This is a genomic window from Methylovirgula ligni (genome assembly GCF_004135935.1).
Lineage (GTDB): Bacteria > Pseudomonadota > Alphaproteobacteria > Rhizobiales > Beijerinckiaceae > Methylovirgula > Methylovirgula ligni.
Genome location: NZ_CP025086.1, coordinates 653606 through 675219, shown reverse-complemented (window position 1 = coordinate 675219; position 21614 = coordinate 653606). Strand labels below are relative to the sequence as shown.

General features: G+C 61.5%; 17 protein-coding genes. 6 read left to right on the top strand and 11 right to left on the bottom strand.

Annotated features, from left to right (window positions below):
• The first annotated feature begins 281 nt into the window (after positions 1–281).
• Entirely contained in the window at positions 282–1259 is a 978-nt protein-coding gene (locus tag CWB41_RS03185; RefSeq protein ID WP_129396385.1) for an SGNH/GDSL hydrolase family protein, read from the top strand.
• Positions 1260–1268: 9 nt separating this feature from the next.
• Here CWB41_RS03185 and CWB41_RS03180 read toward each other — a convergent pair whose 3' ends face one another.
• The 5 genes from CWB41_RS03180 to CWB41_RS03165 form a co-directional block, all read right to left on the bottom strand.
• Positions 1269–3110, bottom strand: coding sequence for a carbamoyltransferase family protein (locus CWB41_RS03180; RefSeq protein WP_115837316.1), 1842 nt, complete (start codon positions 3108–3110; stop codon positions 1269–1271).
• Between the two features lie 7 nt (positions 3111–3117).
• Positions 3118–3267 (bottom strand): DUF5989 family protein, encoded by a 150-nt coding sequence (locus CWB41_RS16105; protein WP_165203957.1) that lies wholly within the window; start codon positions 3265–3267, stop codon positions 3118–3120.
• An 11-nt stretch (positions 3268–3278) separates the two neighbouring features.
• The gene (locus tag CWB41_RS03175) at positions 3279–3704 is read right to left on the bottom strand and encodes an SxtJ family membrane protein (protein WP_115837420.1); all 426 of its coding nucleotides are present in this window, start codon (positions 3702–3704) and stop codon (positions 3279–3281) included.
• Positions 3705–3826: 122 nt separating this feature from the next.
• Entirely contained in the window at positions 3827–4792 is a 966-nt protein-coding gene (locus CWB41_RS03170) for an alpha-E domain-containing protein (RefSeq protein WP_115837317.1), read from the bottom strand.
• Positions 4793–4835: 43 nt separating this feature from the next.
• Positions 4836–6293, bottom strand: a complete 1458-nt coding sequence (locus CWB41_RS03165; protein WP_115837421.1) for a circularly permuted type 2 ATP-grasp protein — start codon at positions 6291–6293, stop codon at positions 4836–4838.
• A gap of 249 nt (positions 6294–6542) precedes the next feature.
• Between CWB41_RS03165 and CWB41_RS16100 the strand changes: the two genes are divergently transcribed.
• Positions 6543–6710, top strand: a complete 168-nt coding sequence (locus CWB41_RS16100; RefSeq protein WP_165203954.1) for a hypothetical protein — start codon at positions 6543–6545, stop codon at positions 6708–6710.
• A 9-nt stretch (positions 6711–6719) separates the two neighbouring features.
• Here CWB41_RS16100 and CWB41_RS03160 read toward each other — a convergent pair whose 3' ends face one another.
• The 3 genes from CWB41_RS03160 to CWB41_RS03150 all read right to left on the bottom strand — a co-directional run bounded on the left by CWB41_RS03160 (position 6720) and on the right by CWB41_RS03150 (position 12209).
• Positions 6720–8324, bottom strand: a complete 1605-nt coding sequence (locus CWB41_RS03160) for a peptidoglycan L,D-endopeptidase MepK (protein ID WP_245441060.1) — start codon at positions 8322–8324, stop codon at positions 6720–6722.
• A gap of 426 nt (positions 8325–8750) precedes the next feature.
• Positions 8751–10550, bottom strand: coding sequence for a L,D-transpeptidase family protein (locus CWB41_RS03155; protein WP_115837318.1), 1800 nt, complete (start codon positions 10548–10550; stop codon positions 8751–8753).
• Between the two features lie 150 nt (positions 10551–10700).
• A complete protein-coding gene (locus CWB41_RS03150; protein WP_115837319.1) occupies positions 10701–12209 on the bottom strand; it encodes a sigma-54-dependent transcriptional regulator in 1509 nt (502 codons plus the stop codon).
• Positions 12210–12578: 369 nt separating this feature from the next.
• Here CWB41_RS03150 and CWB41_RS03145 point away from each other — a divergent pair, with 369 nt between their 5' ends.
• Both CWB41_RS03145 and CWB41_RS03140 read left to right on the top strand, forming a co-directional pair.
• A complete protein-coding gene (locus CWB41_RS03145; RefSeq protein WP_245411332.1) occupies positions 12579–14432 on the top strand; it encodes a M3 family oligoendopeptidase in 1854 nt (617 codons plus the stop codon).
• Between the two features lie 220 nt (positions 14433–14652).
• The gene (locus tag CWB41_RS03140; protein WP_115837321.1) at positions 14653–15831 is read left to right on the top strand and encodes a glycosyltransferase; all 1179 of its coding nucleotides are present in this window, start codon (positions 14653–14655) and stop codon (positions 15829–15831) included.
• Positions 15832–15941: 110 nt separating this feature from the next.
• Here CWB41_RS03140 and CWB41_RS03135 read toward each other — a convergent pair whose 3' ends face one another.
• Complete coding sequence (locus CWB41_RS03135; RefSeq protein WP_115837322.1) at positions 15942–16625, bottom strand: sterol desaturase family protein; 684 nt, start codon at positions 16623–16625, stop codon at positions 15942–15944.
• Between the two features lie 197 nt (positions 16626–16822).
• On the opposite strand from CWB41_RS03135, the gene CWB41_RS03130 reads away from it, so the two are divergent.
• Positions 16823–18088, top strand: coding sequence for a glycosyltransferase (locus tag CWB41_RS03130; protein ID WP_115837323.1), 1266 nt, complete (start codon positions 16823–16825; stop codon positions 18086–18088).
• A 165-nt stretch (positions 18089–18253) separates the two neighbouring features.
• Positions 18254–19126, top strand: coding sequence for a hypothetical protein (locus CWB41_RS03125; RefSeq protein WP_115837324.1), 873 nt, complete (start codon positions 18254–18256; stop codon positions 19124–19126).
• Here the strand turns inward: CWB41_RS03125 and CWB41_RS03120 are convergent.
• Entirely contained in the window at positions 19115–20374 is a 1260-nt protein-coding gene (locus tag CWB41_RS03120; RefSeq protein WP_115837325.1) for a glycosyltransferase, read from the bottom strand. The genes CWB41_RS03125 and CWB41_RS03120 overlap by 12 nt on opposite strands.
• Positions 20374–21540, bottom strand: a complete 1167-nt coding sequence (locus CWB41_RS03115; protein WP_115837326.1) for a glycosyltransferase family 2 protein — start codon at positions 21538–21540, stop codon at positions 20374–20376. The genes CWB41_RS03120 and CWB41_RS03115 overlap by 1 nt, the downstream gene beginning before the upstream one ends.
• Positions 21541–21614 lie beyond the last annotated feature (74 nt).

Sequence of the window (21614 nt, the reverse complement as noted above, 5' to 3'; positions counted from 1 at the left end):
GGCCTTAGCTAATGCTTGGCCTTGAGGCTTTGCAAGATTGATGCTACCGGAGGTTGCATAAATATGAAATTTTGGGATGAGGTATGCGCCCGCTCGCCGAGATCATTATTGCCGCGTTGCTATATTTAATTGGCGGATTTCTGATTTATTTCGCGAAATTGCCGGCGATCTTGCTTCTCGGCTATTGTTTCGCATTCGCTTTGTTCGGCGTTTTCCGGTGGCGCGGTGCTGCGCAAAATCTCTGCCTGACGCTCGCTAGTTTTTTTGCGATCATATGCCTCTTGGAGACAGCCGCGCTGGTCGCGGAACCAAAGAGCGAAACCACCAAGCGAGATATTTCGGACGCGAAGCGCAGTCTCGACGGTCGGCAGACCATTCTGGGCTGGCGACCTGCGCGTGAAGGGCGCTACAGGGCGGTGAAGACCCTGAATGGCCGCGTCGTCTATGATGTGATCTACACGATCGATAATAACCTTCTGCGCAAGACACATGCCGCTTCGAGCGGTGCGGGAATCGCCTTTCTCGGCGATTCCTATGTTTTTGGCGAAGGCCTGAACGATGCGCAGACGCTACCGCAGCAATTCGCCGATCTTGAGGGGCGTGCCTACCCCATCTACAATTTAGGATTTTCGGCCTACAACGTCTCGCAGGCCCTGATCGAGATGCAGACCGGCATGTTCGACGGGCTTTTGAATAGATCGCGACTTCTGGTGGAATTTATCGCGCCGTGGCAAGCGGAGCGAACGTCCTGCAAGGCATCGTTTGTCACCGGCGCGCCTCGTTATGTGGATCGCGATGGCAAGATTGAGCTGCAAGGCGTCTGTCACCCCGCCGTTTCACCCTGGACCTATTTTGCAGCCTATCGTGTTTTCGTCGCGCCGCGCCTTTCGATCGTTCGCGATAGCGACATCGATATATTCGTGGATGTCGCGCGCGCGACTGTTCAATTGGCGAGAGAGAAATATAAGAAGCCGATTCTCGTCTATTACCTTCGCAATCCCGGCTATCTCAAAAGATTGGAAACGTGGAATGACGATAAAATCGTCAAGGCCTTGGAGTCGGCCGGCGCGACGGTCCTCGATTACGGGATCGATAACGAATATGGCGACCCACGCTATGAGATCACAGGTGACGGACACCCGACAGGGCTTGCAAATAAGATTCGTGCTGAGCGGCTCTTTACGTTCCTGAAGAAAAATTTTCCGGACATAGAGCCGCAAAATATGGAGCGGCTTACGCCGGAGACGGCTCGGCAATAGCCTCGCAGATCAATCCAGATCGAAAGCGTCCTTATAATCGCGCTTCAGCGCCGGGTCCTGCTCGCTCTTGTGCAGGATGCAATTGCCGATCGCGAGGAACTCGATGTCCGTTCCCATGAAGCAGGCGAAGGCGTCTTCCGGCGTGCAGACGATCGGTTCGCCGCGCACGTTGAAGCTGGTGTTGACCAGCACCGGGCAGCCGGTCAATTCGGCGAACTTCTCGATCAGCGCATGATAGCGCGGGTTCGTCTCTTTATGGACGGTCTGGATGCGCGCGGAATAATCGACATGCGTCACCGCCGGAATCTCCGAGCGCACAGCGTTGAGCTTGTCGATGCCGAAAAGCTGCTCCTCCGCTGCTGACATTTTGCGGCAGCGCGTCTCCTTCACATTGGCGACAAGCAGCATGTAAGGCGAATCCGTATCGAGGTCGAACCACTCGGCGACCCGTTCGCGCATAACCGAGGGCGCGAAGGGGCGGAAGCTCTCGCGATATTTCACCTTGAGGTTCAGCGCTTTCTGCATGGTCGGCGAGCGCGGATCGCCGAGGATCGAGCGTCCGCCAAGCGCGCGCGGGCCAAATTCCATCCGGCCCTGATGCCAGCCGACGGCCTTGCCGTCCGCCAGCGCCGCGGCGGTTTCATCGATCAGCGCCGCGTCGTCGGCGGTGTGGAATTTCGCGCCGGCATGTGTCAAACGCTGTTCGATATCGTCCTGCGCATAGGCGGGGCCGAGATAGGCGCCCTGCATGGCGTCGGGTTTCATGACGCTGGATTTCAGGCCGGCGTCGCGGCGTCCGTCGTAATAGCCGGCGAGAGCCGCGCCGAGCGCGCCGCCGGCATCGCCCGCCGCGGGCTGGATGAAGATGCGTTCGAACTTGCCATCGCGGAGAATCTTGCCGTTGGCGACGCAATTGAGCGCGACTCCGCCGGAGAGGCAAAGATTCTTCTCGCCTGTTTCAGCCGCGAGCCCGCGCGTCAGCCGCAGCACGACCTCTTCCGTCACCGCCTGGATCGAGGCGGCAAGGTCCATATGGCGCTGGTCGAGCAATTGATCGGGCTGGCGCGGCGGACCGCCAAACAATGCGTCGAAGCGCGCATCGGTCATGGTGAGCCCCGTGCAATAGGCGAAATAATCCATATTGAGCCGGAACGAACCGTCGTCCTTCAGGTCGATCAGATGATCGAAAATGGTCTGCGCATATTTCGGCGTGCCATAGGGCGCGAGCCCCATCACTTTGTATTCGCCGGAATTGACCTTGAACCCGGTGTAATAAGTGAAGGCGGAGTAGAGCAGGCCGAGCGAATGCGGGAAGCGGATTTCCTTGATGATGTTGAGATCGTCGCCCCGGCCGAGCGCCGCGGTCGTCGTTGCCCATTCGCCGACGCCGTCCATCGTCAGCACGAGCGCCGAGGTAAAGGGCGATGGATAATAAGCCGAGGCCGCGTGCGAATAATGATGCTCAGTAAAGCCGAGTTTGGATTTTTCGCCGAGCGCGGGATCGATCGCTTTCAACTCGCGAAGCAGCAGGTCGCGCTGAAACAGCTTCTCGCCGATCCAGAGCGGCATCGCCTTGCGGAATGAGGCGAAGCCTTGCGGCGCGAAGGTGAGATAGGTTTCGAGCAGGCGCTCGAATTTGACGAAGGGCTTTTCATAGAAAATGACGCGGTCGATCCCGGCGGCACGGCCCGGCGTCTGGCTCAGGCAATATTCAATAGCGTTGCGTGGAAATGCCGGGTCGTGCTTCTTGCGCGTGAAGCGCTCTTCCTGCGCGGCTGCGATGGCGCGCCCGTCCGCGACGACGGCGGCGGCGCTGTCGTGATAAAAGGCCGAAATGCCGAGAACGCGCATCTCTCGGCTAGAACAATGTGTAGATGAAGGGCGCGAGGGCGGAGCCCTGGCTCAGGATGAGCAGGCCGCCGAAGACCAGAAAAAGCACCAGCAAGGGAATCAGCCAGAACTTCTTCCGCGCGCTGAGAAATTCGAGAAGCTCTGCGAAAATCGACATTCGCGCCCTCCCTAGAATTGTTTGCCGAGCGATCCCGACGGCGGTCCCGGCGGGTCGCGTGTGATCCAGTATGTCGAAGCTTCGGGCGCCAGGCGCAAGCCGAGAATATCCTCGCCCGATCTACGCATGAGCCAGCCGATCGGAACGACGGCGCCGAAGAATAATCCCCCCATGACGATGGGGCTGACAATCGTGTTCAGCGCCAGGCCGAACTTGAACCAGATACGGTTCGGCCAGGCGAGGATGGCCGGAAAGGCCGCGCCAGCGATGAGAAAGATGGCCGCGACGGCGAGCAGCCACCAATGCGGAGCCCGATGGTGCAGCAGCGGCAGGAATGTCAGCGCGAGCAGAACGGCGCCAATCGTCAGGCCGAACCTGCGGTTCGAACTAACCTCGATCTTCCGAAAGCTGGTGAGAGTTTCGTGAGTTTGCGTCAAAAGCTTTCCGGCGGCGCGGTTGAATTGGCGCGTGTTTTGGCACGCCTGCGGCCAAAAATCCACGGCTCTATCCGTACCGCCGCTATCCCTGCTTTTGCAGAGCTTGATACGCAGAAATCGGTTTACTCGAACAGATATTGCTCGCAGATCGTCGTGCCGAGCCGGGCGTTGTCCTCGACGAAGACGGTGACGAATTCGTGCAGACCGGATTGGAAAATTTCTTTCGTCGACGATTTTGAAAGTCGCGCCATGATCTGATGCGCCTGCACCTGGGCGGTGCCTTTCTGCCCGTAAACCTGGCCGATTGAATCGAGAAAGCGCACGATATTGTCATAGCAGGCGATGAGCGAGCGCGGCATTTCGATACGCAGGATCAGCAGGTCGGCGATGAGCCAGGGTTTGAGGCTCGTGCGGTAAACCCAATGATAGGCGGTGAGCGCCGAGACCGCGCGCAGGATCGAGGCCCATTGGAAATAATCGAGCGAGCCGCCGATGGTCTCCGTCTGTGGCAGCAGGATGTTGTATTTGACGTCGAGAATGCGCGCCGTGTTGTCGGCGCGCTCGATGTAAAGCCCGAGACGCGAGAACCAATAGGCATCGTTGCGCAGCATGGTGCGATGCGCGGCGCCGTCGTAATCGAGCGAAGCCTTCTTGACGAAATCGAGGAAGCGCGTCAGCTCGACCCGATCGAAATGCGAGCTGTTGGCGCGCGCCTGCAGATAGCGCTTGAGTTCGATCCAGGCGCTATTGATCGCATCCCACATTTCCGCCGTCAGCGCGGTGCGTACCGCGCGCGCGTTGGTCCGCGCCAGCTCGATGCAATTACAGATCGAGGAGGGATTGTCCTCGGCGAAGACGAGATATTCGACGACATGCTGCTCGTCGGCCACGACGGTCGTCTTGCGGAAAGCCTCCGCCGCGCCGGAGGCTTCGAGCACGCTGTCCCATTCCGTTCCGGTACCTGACCCCGCCTCGGCGGTCGGCACGGTCGCGAGCCGTCGCGTCGCGTCGATGATCCGCGCCAGGAAATCGGCCCGCTCCATATAGCGTGCGAGCCAGTAGAGATTGTCGGCAGTCCGAGCCAGCATGACTTATTCCGTGGGGCCGGGATTCGGGCGATAGGTTAATGCGTTACAACATCTGTTGCGCTTGGGAAACATCGTACGGCAGCGGGGGCGTCGCGCTGCAGTCCTTGTCATCGACGACCCATGTGTCCTTGGTGCCGCCGCCTTGCGAGGAATTGACGACCAGGGAGCCCGCCTTCAGCGCGACACGGGTGAGGCCGCCGGGCACCACGCGCACTCCGTCGGAACCCGAAAGCACGAAGGGGCGCAGATCGACATGGCGCGGCGCGACGCCGGATTCGAGCGCCGTCGGACATGTCGAGAGCGCGAGAGTCGGCTGGGCAATAAAATTGTTGGGATCGGTGCGCAGCTTCTCGGTGAATAGCGCCAGTTCCGCCTGACTCGCATGCGGGCCGATCAACATGCCGTAGCCGCCCGAGCCATTGACCTCCTTGACGACGAGTTCCGGCAGATGCGCGAGCACATAGGCGAGCGCCGCCGGCTCACGGCAACGCCAGGTGGGCACATTTTTCAGGATCGGTTTTTCGCCGAGGTAGAATTCGACGATCTCCGGCATGTAGCTGTAGATCGCCTTGTCATCGCCGATCCCGGTCCCGACCGCATTCGCCAGCGTCACATTGCCCGCTTTATAGGCAGAAAACAGGCCCGGAACGCCGAGAACCGAGTCCGGCAGGAAGGCGAGCGGATCGAGAAAGGCATCGTCGATCCGCCGGTAGATGACATCGACGCGCTTCGGCCCTTCGGTCGTGCGCATGTAGACGACATCGTCCTTCACCAGCAAGTCGCGGCCTTCCACAAGCTCGACGCCAAGCCGGTCAGCGAGGAAGGAATGTTCGTAATAGGCCGAATTATATTGGCCCGGCGTCAGGAGAACGATGGCCGGCTCGCCCGCCGTGCTCTCCGGCGCGACGGAGCGCAGCGTCGCGAGCAGAACGTCAGGATAATTCTCGACCGGCGCGACGCGATGCTCGGCGAAAAGATCCGGCGCGAGCCGCATCATCACCTCGCGGTTTTCCAGCATATAGGAGACCCCGGAGGGCGTGCGCAGATTGTCCTCGAGGACGTAGAAATCGTTCTCGTCGATCCGCACCACATCGATGCCGGCGATCTGGACATAGATATTGTGCGGCACTTTGAGGCCGCGCATCACCGGCAGATAGAATGGATTGTTGAGGACGATATCGGGCGGCAGAAGGCCGCTCTTGAGAATTTCCTGCGCGCCGTAGATGTCGGCGAGGAACATGTTCAGCGCGTTGACGCGCTGGAAGAGCCCTGTCTCGAGACGCTTCCATTCGGCGCGGCCGATGACGCGCGGCACGATGTCGAAGGGGATCAGGCGTTCGGCCGCATCCTTGCTGCCATAGACGGCGAAAGTGATGCCAATTCGCCTGAACAAAAGTTCGGCCTGCGCCCGGCGGGAGGCGAGATGTTCCGGCGGCGTTTCCTCCAGCCAGCGGGCGATTTTTTCATAGACGGCGCGTGTCTCGCCGTCCGGAAGTGTCATTTCGTCAAAGGAAGGCCCCATGGTCCGCAACTCGGCCTCTCAAATCGTTTTTCTTCCCAACGCTTATTAAGCAAAATCGATGCAACTCGGCGCCGGATCCAGCGCGCTTTCGCAGCCACGCTCTCAGGCGGCCGGCCGGGACAGGGTAAAGGATCGCTAACCAAATATGGTTAATTTAATGATCGAGCGCAGCACCAGTCTCTCGATCGTGGTGCGTTTTCGTATTCCCAGCCGCGGAGCCGGTCGATCATGCCACGAAGACCCCTGCGCATGATCAAGGTGCGCAGCGCCTGTTCGACCGCGCAGATGCTCCGCGCAATCTCCGTCGCGGCGCTTTTCGCGCTTCTCCTCGCATGGACCCTGCGGGAAGTACCGGCCAGCGCCGCTCCGGCGGCTCACATTTTCGCCGCGCGCTGAAGCTTCCGCTTAATTGCCCGGCGGAGTGTCGACAAGGACGAGATGGCGGTCCTGGCTGAGGGCCGCGACCGACGGGCCGCGGAATTGGTCGGCCGAGAGCGCCGTCGCCGAGTTTTCGAAGCGTGCCAGATAGCCCGATGACGGATGGGCGGAAAGGGCGCTGTTCTCGGCTCGCGCCGCGCTGCGCAGGCCCGCGAGCGTCGGGCCGAAGATCGTCGCGCTGACAAGCTCCGCTACATCGGTGCTGCCGGTGAGCGTGCCGAAATTCGAGCCGTCAAGCCGCGCCGGGACGATGGTCACGGCGGCGCGCGCCGTCCGCTTCGGAACAGAGGCCGCCTCAGCGCCGCGCACCGCCGAACGCAGGCCCTCCATCTGCGCGACCGGCGCATAGGCCAAGGCCTGTGAAAGCGCGCCGTAGCTGCGCGAAAGCTGTTGCGTCGGGCGTCCATCGCTGGGGCCCTGAGTGATGATACCGGGAAGCTCGGGCGCGGCGGTCTCCGCCTCGGCGACGGCCATCGGCGCGGCGCTGGCTGCATCGTTGGCCGGAACCGCCGCCGCGACCGCCAGAGCGGGACGCTCGGGCGGCAATGGCACGTCGGCTGCGAACGTCAGACCTGTCGGGCGTTCCGGCGGCAGGGGCATATCGACTTCGGCCGTTTGGGCCGCTGCCTCTGGCTCAGCCGTTGCCGGCTGGCCGGAAATGCTGCCGGTCGTCGCGTCGGCCTGCATCGCCGCTTCCGGCGCGGCGGGTATTTGCGCAGCCGCTGTTTCGACGGGCTGCGGCGCGGGGGCTTGCTGCTGCGTCGCCGCGTTGTCCTCGTCGTCGCCGCTGCCGCCCTTGCCGAAGAGCCAGGCGAAGAAAGTCCCGATGCCCGAATTCTGCGCCGGCGGCAGGCTTGCGATAGCGGTGCCATTGGCGGCGAGCTCGGCGCGCGCCTGCTCATAGCCCGGCAAGGTGCGCCCGTCCGCCGCGATATGAACCGTCTTGCCGTCGGGGAAAAGGCGCATGAGCTGGGCATAACTCATCCGCGGCCAGGCGCGTACGCCGCCGACGTCGATGTGGACGAAATTCGTATCGCCATAATAGCCGACGCCGCCCAGTTCGAGCCGCATGGCGGATTCGCGCACACGCTCCATCGACATGCCGGGCATGGTCGTATCCATGGCCTTGCCGAGAATGTGCTGCGAATGTTCGGCGACCGCGCGCGAGCGCCGCCGCAGCATGGCGTTCGTCTGCGGCGAGCGATAGCCGCACAAAACGACGATGCGGTTTGTCGCGCCGGCGCCGCGATAGGCTTCCCACACCGCATCGAAGAGACGCGGGTCCATATTGGTTTGCTGATTCAGTCGCCAGTCGCGCAGGAACCAGTTCAGCTTTTTGAGAACCTCGGGATCGTAATGCCCGTCGACACGATAGGTGGCGTCGATCGATTCACCGGTGTGCGCGTGATAGAGATAAATCGTCCGCGTATCGCCATTGGCGCCGGCGGATTCGGTGGAGGCGGGCGCGAAGAGAAAGAAAGTGGCGCCGATCAAGCCAGCAGCGAGAACTTTGCTGCAAAATGGATGGAGATTGAGGAAGGATTTTGCCGTGGCGAGCTTCGCGCCAATCAAATTTGCAATCGCATAACCGTTACGCCATCGGGCGCGCACATTCAGGTCCGTTACGGAATGCCGTTTTGGCAAAACAAATCCCCGGTTCTCGGATGCGGCGTTACGCCGATCTGCTAGTTGCGGCGTCTCCGCCGAATGAACAGCATCTCTACCGAGAACCGTTAACGTTCCATCGCCGAAGCAGGAACGTCACCCCCGTTCCACGGTTGTCCTGCATCAATGACACTCTTAAGCGTTGTCGAAGATGAAGACCAAGTCAGGTAAGCCAGCAAATGTGGCGAACCTGTGTCGGCGATGATGCCAATTCGCCGCGCACTTGATCACGACCGCAAGTGAGAACGAACGCCGCTTTTCGTTTCGAATGAGAATCTTCGCTGATTCGCGGCGCGATCGTCAATATCGCGCGAGACAGAATTGCGATGTTAATCAACCCACAAGACCCAGTGCCTGCTCGATCCGGTGCTCATAGCCGTAGATGTCGCCGCGCAGCACCAGATGGCCGTCGTCATCCACATAGGCGGTGAAATATTCGATATGGATCGGCAGCGGAATCGGCAGGAAGACATAGTGTTCCTTGCCGCCGACGAGCCGCTTGATGCGTTCTTGCGGCCATTTCGGTCCGAGAATGGTTTCGGCGAAATCGAACGGCTGGTCGACGCGCACGCAGCCATGGCTGAACGCGCGTTTCGTCTCCGCGAAGAGACGGCGCTGCGGCGTGTCGTGAAGATAAACCGAATATTGGTTGGGGAACATGAACTTGATCTGGCCGAGCGCGTTCCTCTCACCCGGCGGCTGGCGCACCATGAGATGGCCGTGAAGATAGAACGTCTCGAAACCCATGCGCTGCAAGTAAAACGGGTCGCGCGCGAGATGCGGCAGCATTTCCTTGTGCAGGATTGACGGCGGCACGTTCCAGTACGGGTTCACGATGAGAAACTTCATCGTGTTGGAGAACACGGGCGTCGGCGTCGCCGGCTTGCCGACCACCACTCTGTTCGTCAGGACGACATTGCCGTCGCGAACGACACGCACCTCGAAATCGGGAATGTTCACGTCGATGCGGCTCTGGCCGAGATTGCGTGGCATCCAGCGCCAGGTTTCCATATTGGCGATGATCTCGTTTGCGACGTCCGGCTTCTGCTCCGCTGTAAGGCTCGCAAGCGTGCGCGGGGTGAAAACGCCGGAGACGCGCAGGCCGTTGGCGCGCTGAAAATCCGCCACCGCGGCGGCAACCTGCGTATCGTAGATCAGATCCGCATCGCCCTGCACCACATCGAGGCCAAAGCGCGCGCGGATCAGCGGCACGCGCGGATCGGTCATGCCGAGCTTCAGCGAGGGACCGGGCGGAATGGACTCGCCGGCGACGGCGTCATGGCCCTGCTGGCGCAGCGCGATCAGCTTCGCGCGCAGCGCGAGATAGGGTTTTTGCTGCGGGTTGAAGCCTTGCAGCATCTTGCCGCCGTCAAGTCCCGCGGCGGCAACGGTGCCAAGAATGAGGCCGGGCGCGGCGACATCCGGCTTCGTGCCGATCAACGGATTGATGTCCTGCGGATCGATGCGCACGCCGCTGGCCTGCCGGCCATAGGCAACGATTTCTTCCGAAAAGGCGATTTCCGCCGCGGCGAGATGGTTGGTGTCGCCGGAAAAATCCGCCTGCGGAATCCCCGCGAGGCTCAGCCCGTCATCGCCCGCCAAAGCGAGCCGGGTCTTGATGCTGGCGACGGCAGCGATCGGCTTGCTGTCGCTGATCCAGAGCGGGGTATAATCACGCGCTGAGTAATAGGCAGCGATATCCTTGTGCTCGAGCCACAATTCGGCGGCCTGGCGGCCCTTGCCCTGCGGCGGCGGCCAGGAATCGAGCGCCGTCTTGATCGCGGCGGCAAAGCCGGTGAGCGGCTTGGGCGCAATGCTCGGGGCGGCGGCAGCCGGAGCCGACGCGCTGCTTTTTGGCAGCGGCGTCGCGGCCGATGGCGCGCCGGGGGCAGGCACGTCCGGAGTGGCATTTTGCGCCGGTATGGCTTCCGCGCCGCCGTCGGGCAGCGTCGTCTCGCGCGCGGTCGGGATCGCGCCGGTGATATCGTCGGACGCGAAGGGGTCTTTCGGCGTCGCTGCGGCCAGATTCGCGTGCGATTCGGCCGCCGGAGCCTGTGCGCGGGCCGGCGCCAAACCAAGGCAGATTGCCAGTACAATAGGCAGGCCAAGCCGTAATTGAGCGTCGCGGTCCATGCGCGTCCTTACGCCGGAGATTCACCAACGATGCGATAACATAAAACGGTAAATTAAATTGGGCGGCTGCGTGAAAAATCACGCCCCGCGCATCGAGACCGTCGCCGGCCTTCGAGACGCATTGTCCGCATAGCGATCGATTAGCGACATCTAGGCAGCGGCATCACCTGCGTCAGGGTCCTTGTCCATCAAACTCTCGTCATCGCCCTGATGGAATCCGTATTCTTTCATCTTGCGATAGAGGGTCGAACGGCCGATGCCGAGCTTGCGCGCCACGGCGGACATTTGTCCGCGATAATAGGCGAGCGCGAATTTGATCGTTTCGGCCTCGATATGATCGAGCTGGCGCAGGTTTCCCGCGCCGTCGAGCAGGGGCAGAACGTTCGGATCGCGCACCTCGACGCGCACCACTTCGCGTTCCGGCCGCGCCGGCCGCACGAGCGAGGCGGGCGCCGGCGGGATGCGGACATCGAAGCCCTTCACCTGGGCGGCGATCTGCGGAAACTCGGCGACCGTCAGTTCATCGCTGTCGGCGAGGACGACCGCGCGGAAGGTCGCATTCTCCAATTGCCGCACATTACCCGGCCAGGGATAGGAGTTGAGCAGCGCGATGGCCTCGGCGCTGATGCCGCGCAGCGGCTTGCCCTCCTCCGCCGCGAATCGCGCCACAAAGCGACGGGCGAGATCGGCAATATCCTCGCGCCGCGTCCGCAGCGTCGGAATAGTGATCGGGAAGACGTTCAGGCGATAATAGAGATCCTCGCGGAAGATGCCGCGCTTGACGAGATCGATCAGGTCCTGGTTCGTCGCCGAAATGATGCGGACATCGACCCTGGTCGGGCGCTTGGCGCCAACCGAATCGACTTCACCGTCCTGAACCGCGCGCAGCAGCTTGACTTGCGCCTCCGGCGGCAGGTCGCCCACCTCATCGAGAAACAAAGTGCCGCCGTTGGCCTCGACAAATTTGCCGAGGTGGCGTTCGGTCGCGCCGGTGAAGGCGCCCTTCTCGTGGCCGAAGAGAATCGATTCGACGAGATTTTCCGGCAAAGCGCCGCAATTGACAGTGACGAACGGCTTGCTGCGCCGGTCGGAGGCGCCCTGGATCGCCCGCGCGATGACTTCCTTGCCAACGCCCGATTCGCCTTCGAGCAGGACCGGGATTGTCGATTTCGCCGCCCGTTCGCCGAGCCGGATGACGCGGTCCATATCGGGGCTCTTGCTGCGCAGATCCTTGAAGGTCAGCGTCCCCGCGGCCTGGCGGTTGAGCCTGCGCACCTCGTCTTCGAGCGCCTCGACGCGCAGCGCGTTCTTGATCGAGATTTGCAGCCGTTCGGCGCCGACGGGCTTGACGACGAAATCGCTCGCTCCCGCCCGCATGGCCGAGATCACTGTCTCGATCGAGCCGTGTGCCGTCTGCACGATGGTCGGGACGGCGCGTTTCTGGTCGCGCATACGCTCCAACACCGTCATGCCGTCAATGTCAGGCATTACGAGGTCGAGAATCAGGAGATCGATTTCAGGCGCACGCGCTTCGAGGCGCTGCAGCGCCGCCGCGCCGCTGTCGAGCGATTCACATTCATAGCCAAAGCGGCGAACGAGCGTTTCCAGAACCCGGCGCTGCACTGGATCGTCGTCGACAATCAGCACGAGTGAGGACATTGGCACTTTCTTTATGGGCGACATCATGCCGCCGTTGGGCCAGCGGGGGCTTAGCCCCGTGCCGGTTCGCTTCCTCGACCTATGGCTTGGCCGGCCAGCGCCACGTCGGGGCAAGGGCGGCAATCCATCGAGGTTCATGCTGGCCCATCAGGGTAAATGCGATGTTAATGGGAGGCCTATTGCGGCACAGTTCCGGGGTTCGGCGCGCGCGCAGCCGGCTAAAATGCCGTTTCAAGGCCGTTTTCGGCGGCTTCGCCGCGATGGACCGCCGAGGCGGCAATGGCCGCTGGACGGCTTTCGCGCGCGGCGCAGCTACGGTATTGGTCGTCGGTCTTTCCGCAACAGAGCCTTGCCCGGTACGGTCCCCTCATGACGTCGCATGCCAATTCCGCTGTCTCAACATCCGCCGCACATGCCGCCGAGCCTGCGCTCGGCCCGCTGCCCGAATGGTCGCTCGCCGATCTCTATCCGGGGATGGATTCGCCGCAGCTCATCGAGGATCTCGTCCGCGCGGAACACGATGCCAAAGCCTTTGCGGAAGATTATCGCGGCAAGCTCGCCGCGTTGGCCGCTCAAGACCTCGCCGATCCCAAGTCGCACCTTCTGATCGATGCCGTGCGCCGCTACGAAGCCTTTGACGAGCTCACCGGCAAGCTGAGCTCTTATGCAAGTCTCGTCTATTCCGGCGATACGTCCGACCCGGTGCGGGTGAAATTCTACAGCGATACGCAAGAAAAGCTGAACGCGGCCTGGACCGGATTGCTGTTCTTTCAGCTCGAACTCAATCGGCTCGACGACGCTGTGATCGCCGAATTGGCGGCGCGCCCGCCGCTCGACCATTATCGCCCCTGGCTTGACGATATCCGCAAGGACAAGCCCTACGAACTTGCCGACGACCTCGAGCGGCTGTTCCACGAAAAATCGGTGACGAGCCGCGCCGCTTTCAACCGTCTGTTCGACGAGACGATCACCAGCCTGCGCTTCAAGATCGGCGGCGAGGAACTGGCGCTGGAGCCGACGCTCAATTTCATGCAGGATACGAAAGAAGAAGTGCGCAAGGAGGCGGCTGGCGCCATTGCCGAAACGCTCTCGCAGAACCTGCGCACCTTCGCTTTCATCACCAATGTCCTCGCCAAGGATAAAGAGATTTCGGATCGCTGGCGCGGCTTCAAGGATGTGGCCGATTCACGCCATCTTGCCAATCGCGTCGAGCGCGAGGTCGTCGATGCGCTCGCTGCGGCGGTGCAATCGGCCTATCCGCGCCTCTCGCACCGCTATTACAAATTGAAGGCGCGCTGGTTCGGCAAGGAGGCAATCGACTTCTGGGACCGCAATGCGCCGCTGCCGAGCGTGCCGCAACGGACTTATAGCTGGAACGACGCACGCGACACGGTGCTCGGCGCTTATACTGATTTTTCGCCGCGCATGGCGGGCATCGCGGAACAGTTTTTCGATCGCAACTGGATCGATGCGCCGGTGCGGCCCGGCAAGGCGCCGGGCGCCTTCGCACATCCGACCGTGCCCTCGGTGCATCCTTACGTGCTGCTCAATTATCAGGGCAAGCCGCGCGATGTGATGACCCTGGCGCATGAACTCGGCCACGGCGTGCATCAGGTGCTTGCCGCGCCGAACGGCGCCTTGATGGCGTCAACGCCGCTCACCCTGGCCGAAACGGCGTCGGTCTTCGGCGAAATGCTGACCTTCCGCGCTTTGCTCGCCAAAGCCACCTCCGTCACCGAGCGCCGCGCCATGCTGGCGGCGAAGGTCGAGGATATGATCAACACCGTCGTGCGGCAGACGGCGTTCTATCTCTTCGAGCGCAAGGTGCATATCGAGCGCCGCAATGGCGAATTGACGCGCGAGAAGATTTGCGAACTTTGGATGAGCGTGCAGAGCGAGAGCCTCGGGCCGGCCATCCGCCTCGGCCCCGGCTATGAAACGTTCTGGGCCTATATCCCGCACTTCATCCACTCGCCTTTCTATGTCTACGCCTATGCCTTCGGTGATTGCCTGGTGAATTCGCTCTACGGCGTCTATCAGCGGGCGAGCGAGGGGTTCGCCGAGCGTTATCTCGCTATGCTCGCGGCGGGCGGCAGCAAACATTATTCGGAACTTCTGGCGCCGTTCGGCCTCGATGCGCGCGATCCGGCCTTCTGGCAGATCGGCCTCGGTATGGTCGAAGAGCTGATCGGGGAACTCGAAAGCCTCGAAGGCAAGGCTTAAGGCCCGTTCCGGGCAGTCGGGCCTTTCTCGCCGGATATACTGCTATCCACTTGATATAAAAGGGCCGGTCTCTCAATTCAGTTCGGAACTTGAGCCTTGGCCTTGAGCCGCGGCTCAGGATGTGCTCGACTGCGGGCCGTCGCCGGGATGATTTGACGTTTCGGTATGACCGTGTGATTTGCGTGTCGCCTCGCAAATCGGGGGCAGGTCAAGGACGCTGATGATTTTCTTATCCTACCTGGGCGTTGTTTGGCTCGTCATCGCGCTGGTCGTGTTTTTCGCGACCTGTATCGGCGCTTTGCTTCAGCCGCTGCTTCAGGGCAATCGCGCCGAAAATTTCGAGCAGCCGCCGGTTACGGCGGTGATGCCGATCAAACTGGAACATTCGGGCTTTGCCACGGCCCAAGCCTCCATCTACGGTCAGGATTATCCGGAATACGAGGTGCTGTTCAGTGCGGCCGAGGCCGGCTCGCCGGCGCTCGAAACCGCGCTGGCATTGAAAATGGGCCATCCGCAGGTTCCGACGCGCATCCTGCGCTCGCAGTCCGATTTCGCGGTGAGCCCGAAGCTCAACACGCTCGATGCGCCGCTATCCGCCTCCTCGCACGATTACATCCTCGTCAAGGATTCGAACATCATCCTTGAGCCGGATACGCTCGCCGCTTTCATGCGGAATTTCGCGCCCGGCATCGGCATGGTCGTCGGTGTGCCGATCGCCGAACAGGCATATTCGCTCGCCGGCCATATCGAGGCCGTCACCATCAATGCCCATGCGCGGTTGCTGCTCACCGCGTCGGCTCTCGGCTTCGGCTACGGGGTCGGCAAAGTGATGCTGTTCCGGCGCAGCGATATCGCCAGGGCGGGTGGAATCGACGCGATGAGCTATACGCTGGCGGAGGATACCGCCATCGCCAAGGGGCTCGACGCGGTCGGCCTGCGCACCGTCTTCGCGCATCGCCCGCTGCGTCAGCTCATCGGCTGGCGGACCTTGCGCGAGGTCTATGACCGGCAAGTGCGCTGGAGCGTCATTCGCCATACGCATGAGCCGCTGACCTTCCCCCTGGAGCCGATCGTCAGTCCGCTGCCCACGGCCTTGGCCGCAGCCCTTGCCGCGCCGGTTCTCGGGATGCCCGCGATCGAGGCTTTCGCCATGACGCTGACGGGCTTGTTCGCGGCCGAGACCGGATTGTCCTGGCTCAAGGGCTGGCATGTCTCGCGCTACGCGCCGCTGGCTTTCCTTGGCCGCGAGCTTCTTACCTTGGCAGCCTGGCTGCGCGCCTGGACGACAAACGATGTCGTCTGGCAGAACGGCCGCTTCGACGTCTTCGTCGGTGCCCGCGCCCCGCGCGCCCAAAAGCTGGCGTTGCAGCCTGAGACATCCGTGCGGGAACGCATCTGACGCGGCCGGTAAGTTTCAGCGGGACTTACCAAGATCGGGTTCTTCGCATCCCGCTTCAGCCGCGCGGTGCTTTCATCCGATCGGCTACGATGTCGAAAATCGGGCCTTCTTCAGCCGTGGTGGGTTTCGGACGAGGCCGCCGGCGGAATGTGGCGCGTTCCGAAAACGGCGTCCCAATACGGCGCGCTGACGCCGTAATAGGCGTCGGGGTTGCGGAAGTGATGCACCATATGCACCTGCCGCAAATAACGCCCGACCCGCGTCGTGGGCGTCGCATGGTGCACGTAATAATGCACCATGTCGTAGCCGACATAGCCGACGATGAAGCCGATGAGGACGGCGTAGCCGAGCGGAAAGCCGAAGAGGAGCCAGACGATGGCGAGCGCGAGGAGCATGATCGGCACGCTGAGCAACGGCGGCATGACGAGTCGCAACGGATCGCTGGGATGATCGTGATGCACGCCGTGGATCAGGAAGTGGATGCGCGCACCCCATTCGCCGGGGAATTCCGCGTGGAACAGGTAACGATGCCCGAAATACTCGATCAAGGTCCAGATGCCGTAGCCGAGCGCCGCCGTCAGAAAGACCGTGAGGGGCGAAAGGCTGCGTAAGCTGAGCCATACGAGCACGGCTACGACCGGCGTATAGAGAATCAGGGGCATCGACCAATGCACACGCGACAGCTTGTCGAGCACGGGATTGTCGAAGAGACGCGGCGACGCGCGCAGGATCTCCGCGTTGGGCGCGCCGCGGCCGTGCAGTGGCTCACCTTGAATTTCGCTGGGCGATGACATGAATGTGACCTCTTGTCCCGTCTGTTCCGGCGCCGGGGAAGCCCCCGTGGCACCTCAACGCACACGCCTGTGATGGCGGATCACGTTAATATTCGGATAGTTTCGTCAAGCCCACTGCTCAATCACGCCGTAAAAAGATATTTCATCGTCGAAAGATTTCGGATTTCAGCAGTTTTTTCAGGTCGAAAGGCGGTTCGATGGACGTCATTGTGCTCGACAACGGGCTCGTCAGTTGCGGAGAGCACAGCTATCAGCTTCTAATGGAAGTCTGCGATGCGCTGTCGCAGCGCAGCATCTCTTATCGCGTTTTCGGCATGAAGGGCATGGACGCCGCGGTGGTCCGCGACATCGGCGCGAAACCCTGGTTCAGCCGCAGCCTCTACTGGGGCTATCGGCGCCGGTTCCCCTCCCGACGCAATTTCCTTGGCGACACATTCGCGATGGCGCGAAATTTCGTGCAGCGGCGGCGGACCTTTTCCGAGCCAAGTACCTGGCGTGTCCTGAACGAAGTTTATCGGCGCGACCTCGCAAGGCTTCCGCCTGACGTATGGCGCCACGACAATGTCATCGTCGTGCCGGGCATTTCGCAAAATCAGATTCTCGGTCTTGTACGGCATCTCTTGTCGCTGCCCTGGGCGGCGCTGCCGAATGTCGTCTGTCAATTGATGTTCACGCCGAATTGGACACCGTGGGATCAGATCGGCGAGCGCGGGACGGCCTATTACCGCCAGGCGTTCGATCTCGCCGGCGAACTGATCGGCAAGTCCTTGTTCTTCACCACAGAGAACGAGGCCCTCGCCAAGATCTATACCCAGCAGTTCGGGATCAAGACCACGCTGCTGCCGATTGTCCTGCGCGCCGCTCAGGCGCGGCCGAAACCGCAGGGCAGGGTGCGGCTCGGTTTCTTCGGCTATTCAAAATCGGAGAAGGGGTTTCACCTCTTGCCCGGGGCGATTGAAATCTGCCGGGCCAGGAACCTGCCCGTCGATTTCATCGTCCAGATTCAGCATTCGAATTGGGAACGCGAAACGGTCGAGGCGGAACAGAAACTGCGCCGGCTTTCCGGCATCGAGCTCGTCGAAGGCATCATGGACAGCGCGGAATATGCGCAAAGAACCAATGCCGTGGATGTCACGTTGTTGCCTTATGATCCAGGCCGCTTCGGCCAGCGCGGCTCGGGTCTTTATACCGAGGCGGTGGCTGCCGGCCGGCCGGTCATCGCCGCGCGCGGAATTTACGCCGCAACGGAGATCGAGAGCGGTGTGGCGGAAGGGGAGATTTTTGCGCCCTATACGAGTGAAGCACTCGCGGATGCCATAGAACGGCTGCTGCCGCATCTTGCCGAGAGCCAAAGCAAGGCAGCGCAGGGCGCGCCCGACTTTGCCAGCCGGCACAGCGGCGCGGCCTATGTGGATGTGATCCTGAAGCTCGTAAATTCGGCCCGTTCAATGCCCGAAGCTTGATCCGCTGCTCCGCTGTCGCTAAAAGGGCGCCATCCGTGTCGGGAGCCGAAATCCCGGTCCTCGAACAAATTCATCAAGGCCGGGGCGAACTGGGACCGATATCGTTGCATATGGTTTTCGATCGAATGTGTCCGCCGCCATGCCTGCGGTCAGAGGAGGCCGCCCATGTCGGATACGCGCGAGCCTTCTGAAACTGCCCCAGCGAAGAAATACGGCATCGCGATCATCGCCAACGATCGCGTCATCGATTGGCTCTTGCCCTTTCTCGAGAGCTATCGCGCGTGGAGCTCTTCGATCCCGCTCTATCTCATCCCTTATGATGACAATCTCACCCGCACCCGCCTCGTTGCGGAAGCCTATGGGGTCGAGGTCGTCTCCCTCGACAGCGGCGAACTCGATGCGCTTGCGCGCCGGCTTTATCCGCTGAATCCGGGCCATCGCCGCAGGCTGCGCAAATTGCTGGCGCTGACGCTGCCGCTCGACGAGGTGATCTACCTCGACGTCGACATCATCCTGCTGCAGGACTTCACCAAGCTTCTCGGCCATATCGAGGCGGGCAAGACGGAGTTCATCGTCTCCGCGCGCGTTACCGATTACATCTATAATTCGCGCTTCCGGGATTACGATTACCTGCGCGACGCTCTTTTGTTCAACGACGGGTTTTTCGTGACGTCGCGATCTGTCCTGTCGCTGCAGGACTTTTACGATGTCATCACCCGAGACGAGCGAATCTTTCACGCCGTCCGGCAGCGTGGCGGCCTGTTCGCCCAGCCGCTCACCAATTTCGTGGTGCATCGCCAGGCCTTGAAAATCGCGACCTTGTCGGAGATCGTTCCGCACGCCTCGGAGGAAAGCTATTACAAGTCGGACGGGATCCTGGCATCTCCGGACGGCCCCGAGGATCGTAAGGGCAACAAGGTCTATTTCTGCCATTGGCCCGGCATTATCGGCATGCCGCGCCATCGCCGGCCCATCGACATCATCTGGCATCAATATGCGGAAAAGGCCAAGGCCCGCCTCAAGGCTCTAGGTCTGTAGGACGTCGCTGCGTGCAAGCAACGGTGCGACGAGCGCCGCCAGCGTCTCCTTGTAGGCCGCGGCCGTGAACAGTTTTTCATAGAGCAGACGGGTGTCGCTTGGACCACTGGCGTCGTCGCGTCGCGGCGTTTTGGCGGCGAGCTGACGAATCGCGGCCGCGAAGGCCGGCGCGTCCTCGGCCAGAATGACGTTTTTCAGGTTCGCGGGATCGATCCCCATGCCGCGGAAGGCTGGCGTCGTGGCGACAAGCGGCACACCGCTCGAAAGCGCCTCGATCGTCTTGATCGAGATGCCATAGCCGGTCGTGGTCGGAAGCAGGATCGCCGCCGCTCTCGCATAGGCTCCGGCAAGATCGCCGGTGAAGCCGACGAAAAGCGATCTGTATCGACTATAGAGCAGCGGTGCGCGCCGGCGGACCATCTCGTTGATATTTCCGACGATGCGGATCGGCACAGCACCAGCGCGCGGCATTACCTCGCTCAGAAACCATTTGAGGCCGAGGAAATTCGGATAATTGGCGCTGGCCACGATGATGATCTCGTCGCCGCGGCCGAGCGGCATAGGCCTCACACTGGGGAAAATCAGCGCATGCCGCTTCTCCGGAAGAAGCTCGCTGAAAGCGTCCGCTTCTTCGGTGTTGAGATGGATCAGGACGTCGGCGGCACGCATATTTGCCAGCTCGCTGGCCAGCATGGTTTCGTATTTTGCCTTCGGCCGCAACGTCCAGGCATTGCGATTGCGCAAAGCGAACTGCCTGGCTTGCAGATCGTGCGTATCGAGCAGTAGCGGGCAGCCGTGGATGTCCCGCAATCTGGCGGCGATGGGAATGCAGAAGAAGTGATTGCAATGGATGAGGTCGATTTTTACGGCCGAGAGTTCGGCCGGGTGCGCCGACTGGCGCGCGGTCTCGATCAGCATCGCGGCATAATCGCCGTGCAGCCAGGCGTTCGCCGCCTGAAAAAACTCCGGCGAGGCGATGGCGCCGGGCGGCATTCCGGTAAAAAAGCGGCTGTCGGCCGGCAGATCCTGTGTCGCAGCGAGATAGGATTTCGCCGCGCCCGATTCCGCCGCGAACCCGGGGAAGGTGTTGATTGCGAGGCTGATGACCCGCGCGCCCAGGGCGCGATAGGCGTCTGCCTGAGCGACGAAGACGTTATAGCTGCCGCACGAGTGCCAGGCCGGATGAACGAGAAGGACATTTTTGCCGGCGAATTCCGCAGCGCGAGACACGTCCGTCTGTCTTGCCATCATGAGCTTCGTTTTGCGGTCTGCGCAATGAGCGTCGGCGGAACGCCAAACCAGAGCATGAGAGCCCATGTCTTCCACGGGCCGATCGTCGCGGCGACGTCGGCGTAGCCATCAACGAGATGCCCGGCCACACGTGATCGTTGCCGCCAGGCCGGCAATCTCGGGTCCGGATCATGCTGATCGAGTTGCTTCAGGGCATGGAAGTAATCGAGAGGCGAACGGCTGCTCTGATAGAAGCGATCGATTTTCGCAACCAGATGATCGACGAGGAGTCGCAGCGCATAGGCGTTGTTGTTGTTTGAGCTTCCGTCATACGCCTTGCAGCGGTTGAGTTGCGGATGGCGGGTGAATTCGTTGCCTCCGTGGATACGGTAGACAAAAACCGGCGTGTCGATGATGGCGCTTCCGTAGAGCGCGCCGATGGCATGTGCGAAATACATGTCCGTTCCGGTTCGCAAACTCGCGAGGTCCGGATTGTCGACGAATTGACGCAGCGCATCGCGGCGAAAACAGAGGCCGGTCGTCGGCGACCAGACCCATCTCGTCGTCTGGTGCGGCACGAGGTGAATTTTATCCGCGAGAAATTCGCCCAGTTCGCGCGGCGGCCATTGCGGCTCAAATGCATGTTCGTAATTACGCAGCAGGTTTTTGCGCCGCCCCTTCCCGCTGAGGACGTAGCGATTGAGTTCCTCGCCGGTGCCGATGACGATCTGATCATCGGCGCTTTGCAGCATGTCGCCGGACGTGAAGCCGACATGCACGCGCAGCGAAAGATGGGCGAACATATGCGTCGCGGCCGCCTGCGGCAGCAAAATATCATCGGCGTCTACGAAAATCACATAAGCGCCACCGGCGGCGTCGAAGCCATCCAGCGAAGCCGCGGTCTGTCCGTCGTTCGAGCCGCGCCGAATGATTCGCACCCGCGGGTAGCGCGCCGAGATCGATTCCAGCACCTCGGGGCTTTCGTCGGTCGACGCATTGTCGACGATGATGCATTCCACGTTCGGATAAGTCTGGCCGAAGACGCTGTCGACCGCCTGATCCAGAAAACGGCCGTAATTATAATTGACGATGATAATGCTGACCAAGGGGAGCCGAAAATCCGAACTGCCCGCCGCCACCGTTGCCTGCACGATAGTGCTCAGTCGCGGGTTCAGGATGTTCATGGAAACATGCTCGGCATCGGTATTCTACTCTTTTGAATTTATAAGGATTTTCTCGGTCGCCCCTGTCGACAGGC

Bases quoted from the DNA above. Each gene is read 5' to 3' on its own strand.
- CWB41_RS03180 (WP_115837316.1), bottom strand. From the start codon at position 3,110: ATGCGCGTTCTCGGCATTTCGGCCTTTTATCACGACAGCGCCGCCGCC.
- CWB41_RS16105 (WP_165203957.1), bottom strand. From the start codon at position 3,267: ATGTCGATTTTCGCAGAGCTTCTCGAATTTCTCAGCGCGCGGAAGAAG.
- CWB41_RS03170 (WP_115837317.1), bottom strand. From the start codon at position 4,792: ATGCTGGCTCGGACTGCCGACAATCTCTACTGGCTCGCACGCTATATG.
- CWB41_RS03165 (WP_115837421.1), bottom strand. From the start codon at position 6,293: ATGACACTTCCGGACGGCGAGACACGCGCCGTCTATGAAAAAATCGCC.
- CWB41_RS16100 (WP_165203954.1), top strand. From the start codon at position 6,543: ATGCCACGAAGACCCCTGCGCATGATCAAGGTGCGCAGCGCCTGTTCG.
- CWB41_RS03155 (WP_115837318.1), bottom strand. From the start codon at position 10,550: ATGGACCGCGACGCTCAATTACGGCTTGGCCTGCCTATTGTACTGGCA.
- CWB41_RS03150 (WP_115837319.1), bottom strand. From the start codon at position 12,209: ATGTCCTCACTCGTGCTGATTGTCGACGACGATCCAGTGCAGCGCCGG.
- CWB41_RS03145 (WP_245411332.1), top strand. From the start codon at position 12,579: ATGACGTCGCATGCCAATTCCGCTGTCTCAACATCCGCCGCACATGCC.
- CWB41_RS03140 (WP_115837321.1), top strand. From the start codon at position 14,653: ATGATTTTCTTATCCTACCTGGGCGTTGTTTGGCTCGTCATCGCGCTG.
- CWB41_RS03135 (WP_115837322.1), bottom strand. From the start codon at position 16,625: ATGTCATCGCCCAGCGAAATTCAAGGTGAGCCACTGCACGGCCGCGGC.
- CWB41_RS03130 (WP_115837323.1), top strand. From the start codon at position 16,823: ATGGACGTCATTGTGCTCGACAACGGGCTCGTCAGTTGCGGAGAGCAC.
- CWB41_RS03125 (WP_115837324.1), top strand. From the start codon at position 18,254: ATGTCGGATACGCGCGAGCCTTCTGAAACTGCCCCAGCGAAGAAATAC.
- CWB41_RS03120 (WP_115837325.1), bottom strand. From the start codon at position 20,374: ATGGCAAGACAGACGGACGTGTCTCGCGCTGCGGAATTCGCCGGCAAA.
- CWB41_RS03115 (WP_115837326.1), bottom strand. From the start codon at position 21,540: ATGAACATCCTGAACCCGCGACTGAGCACTATCGTGCAGGCAACGGTG.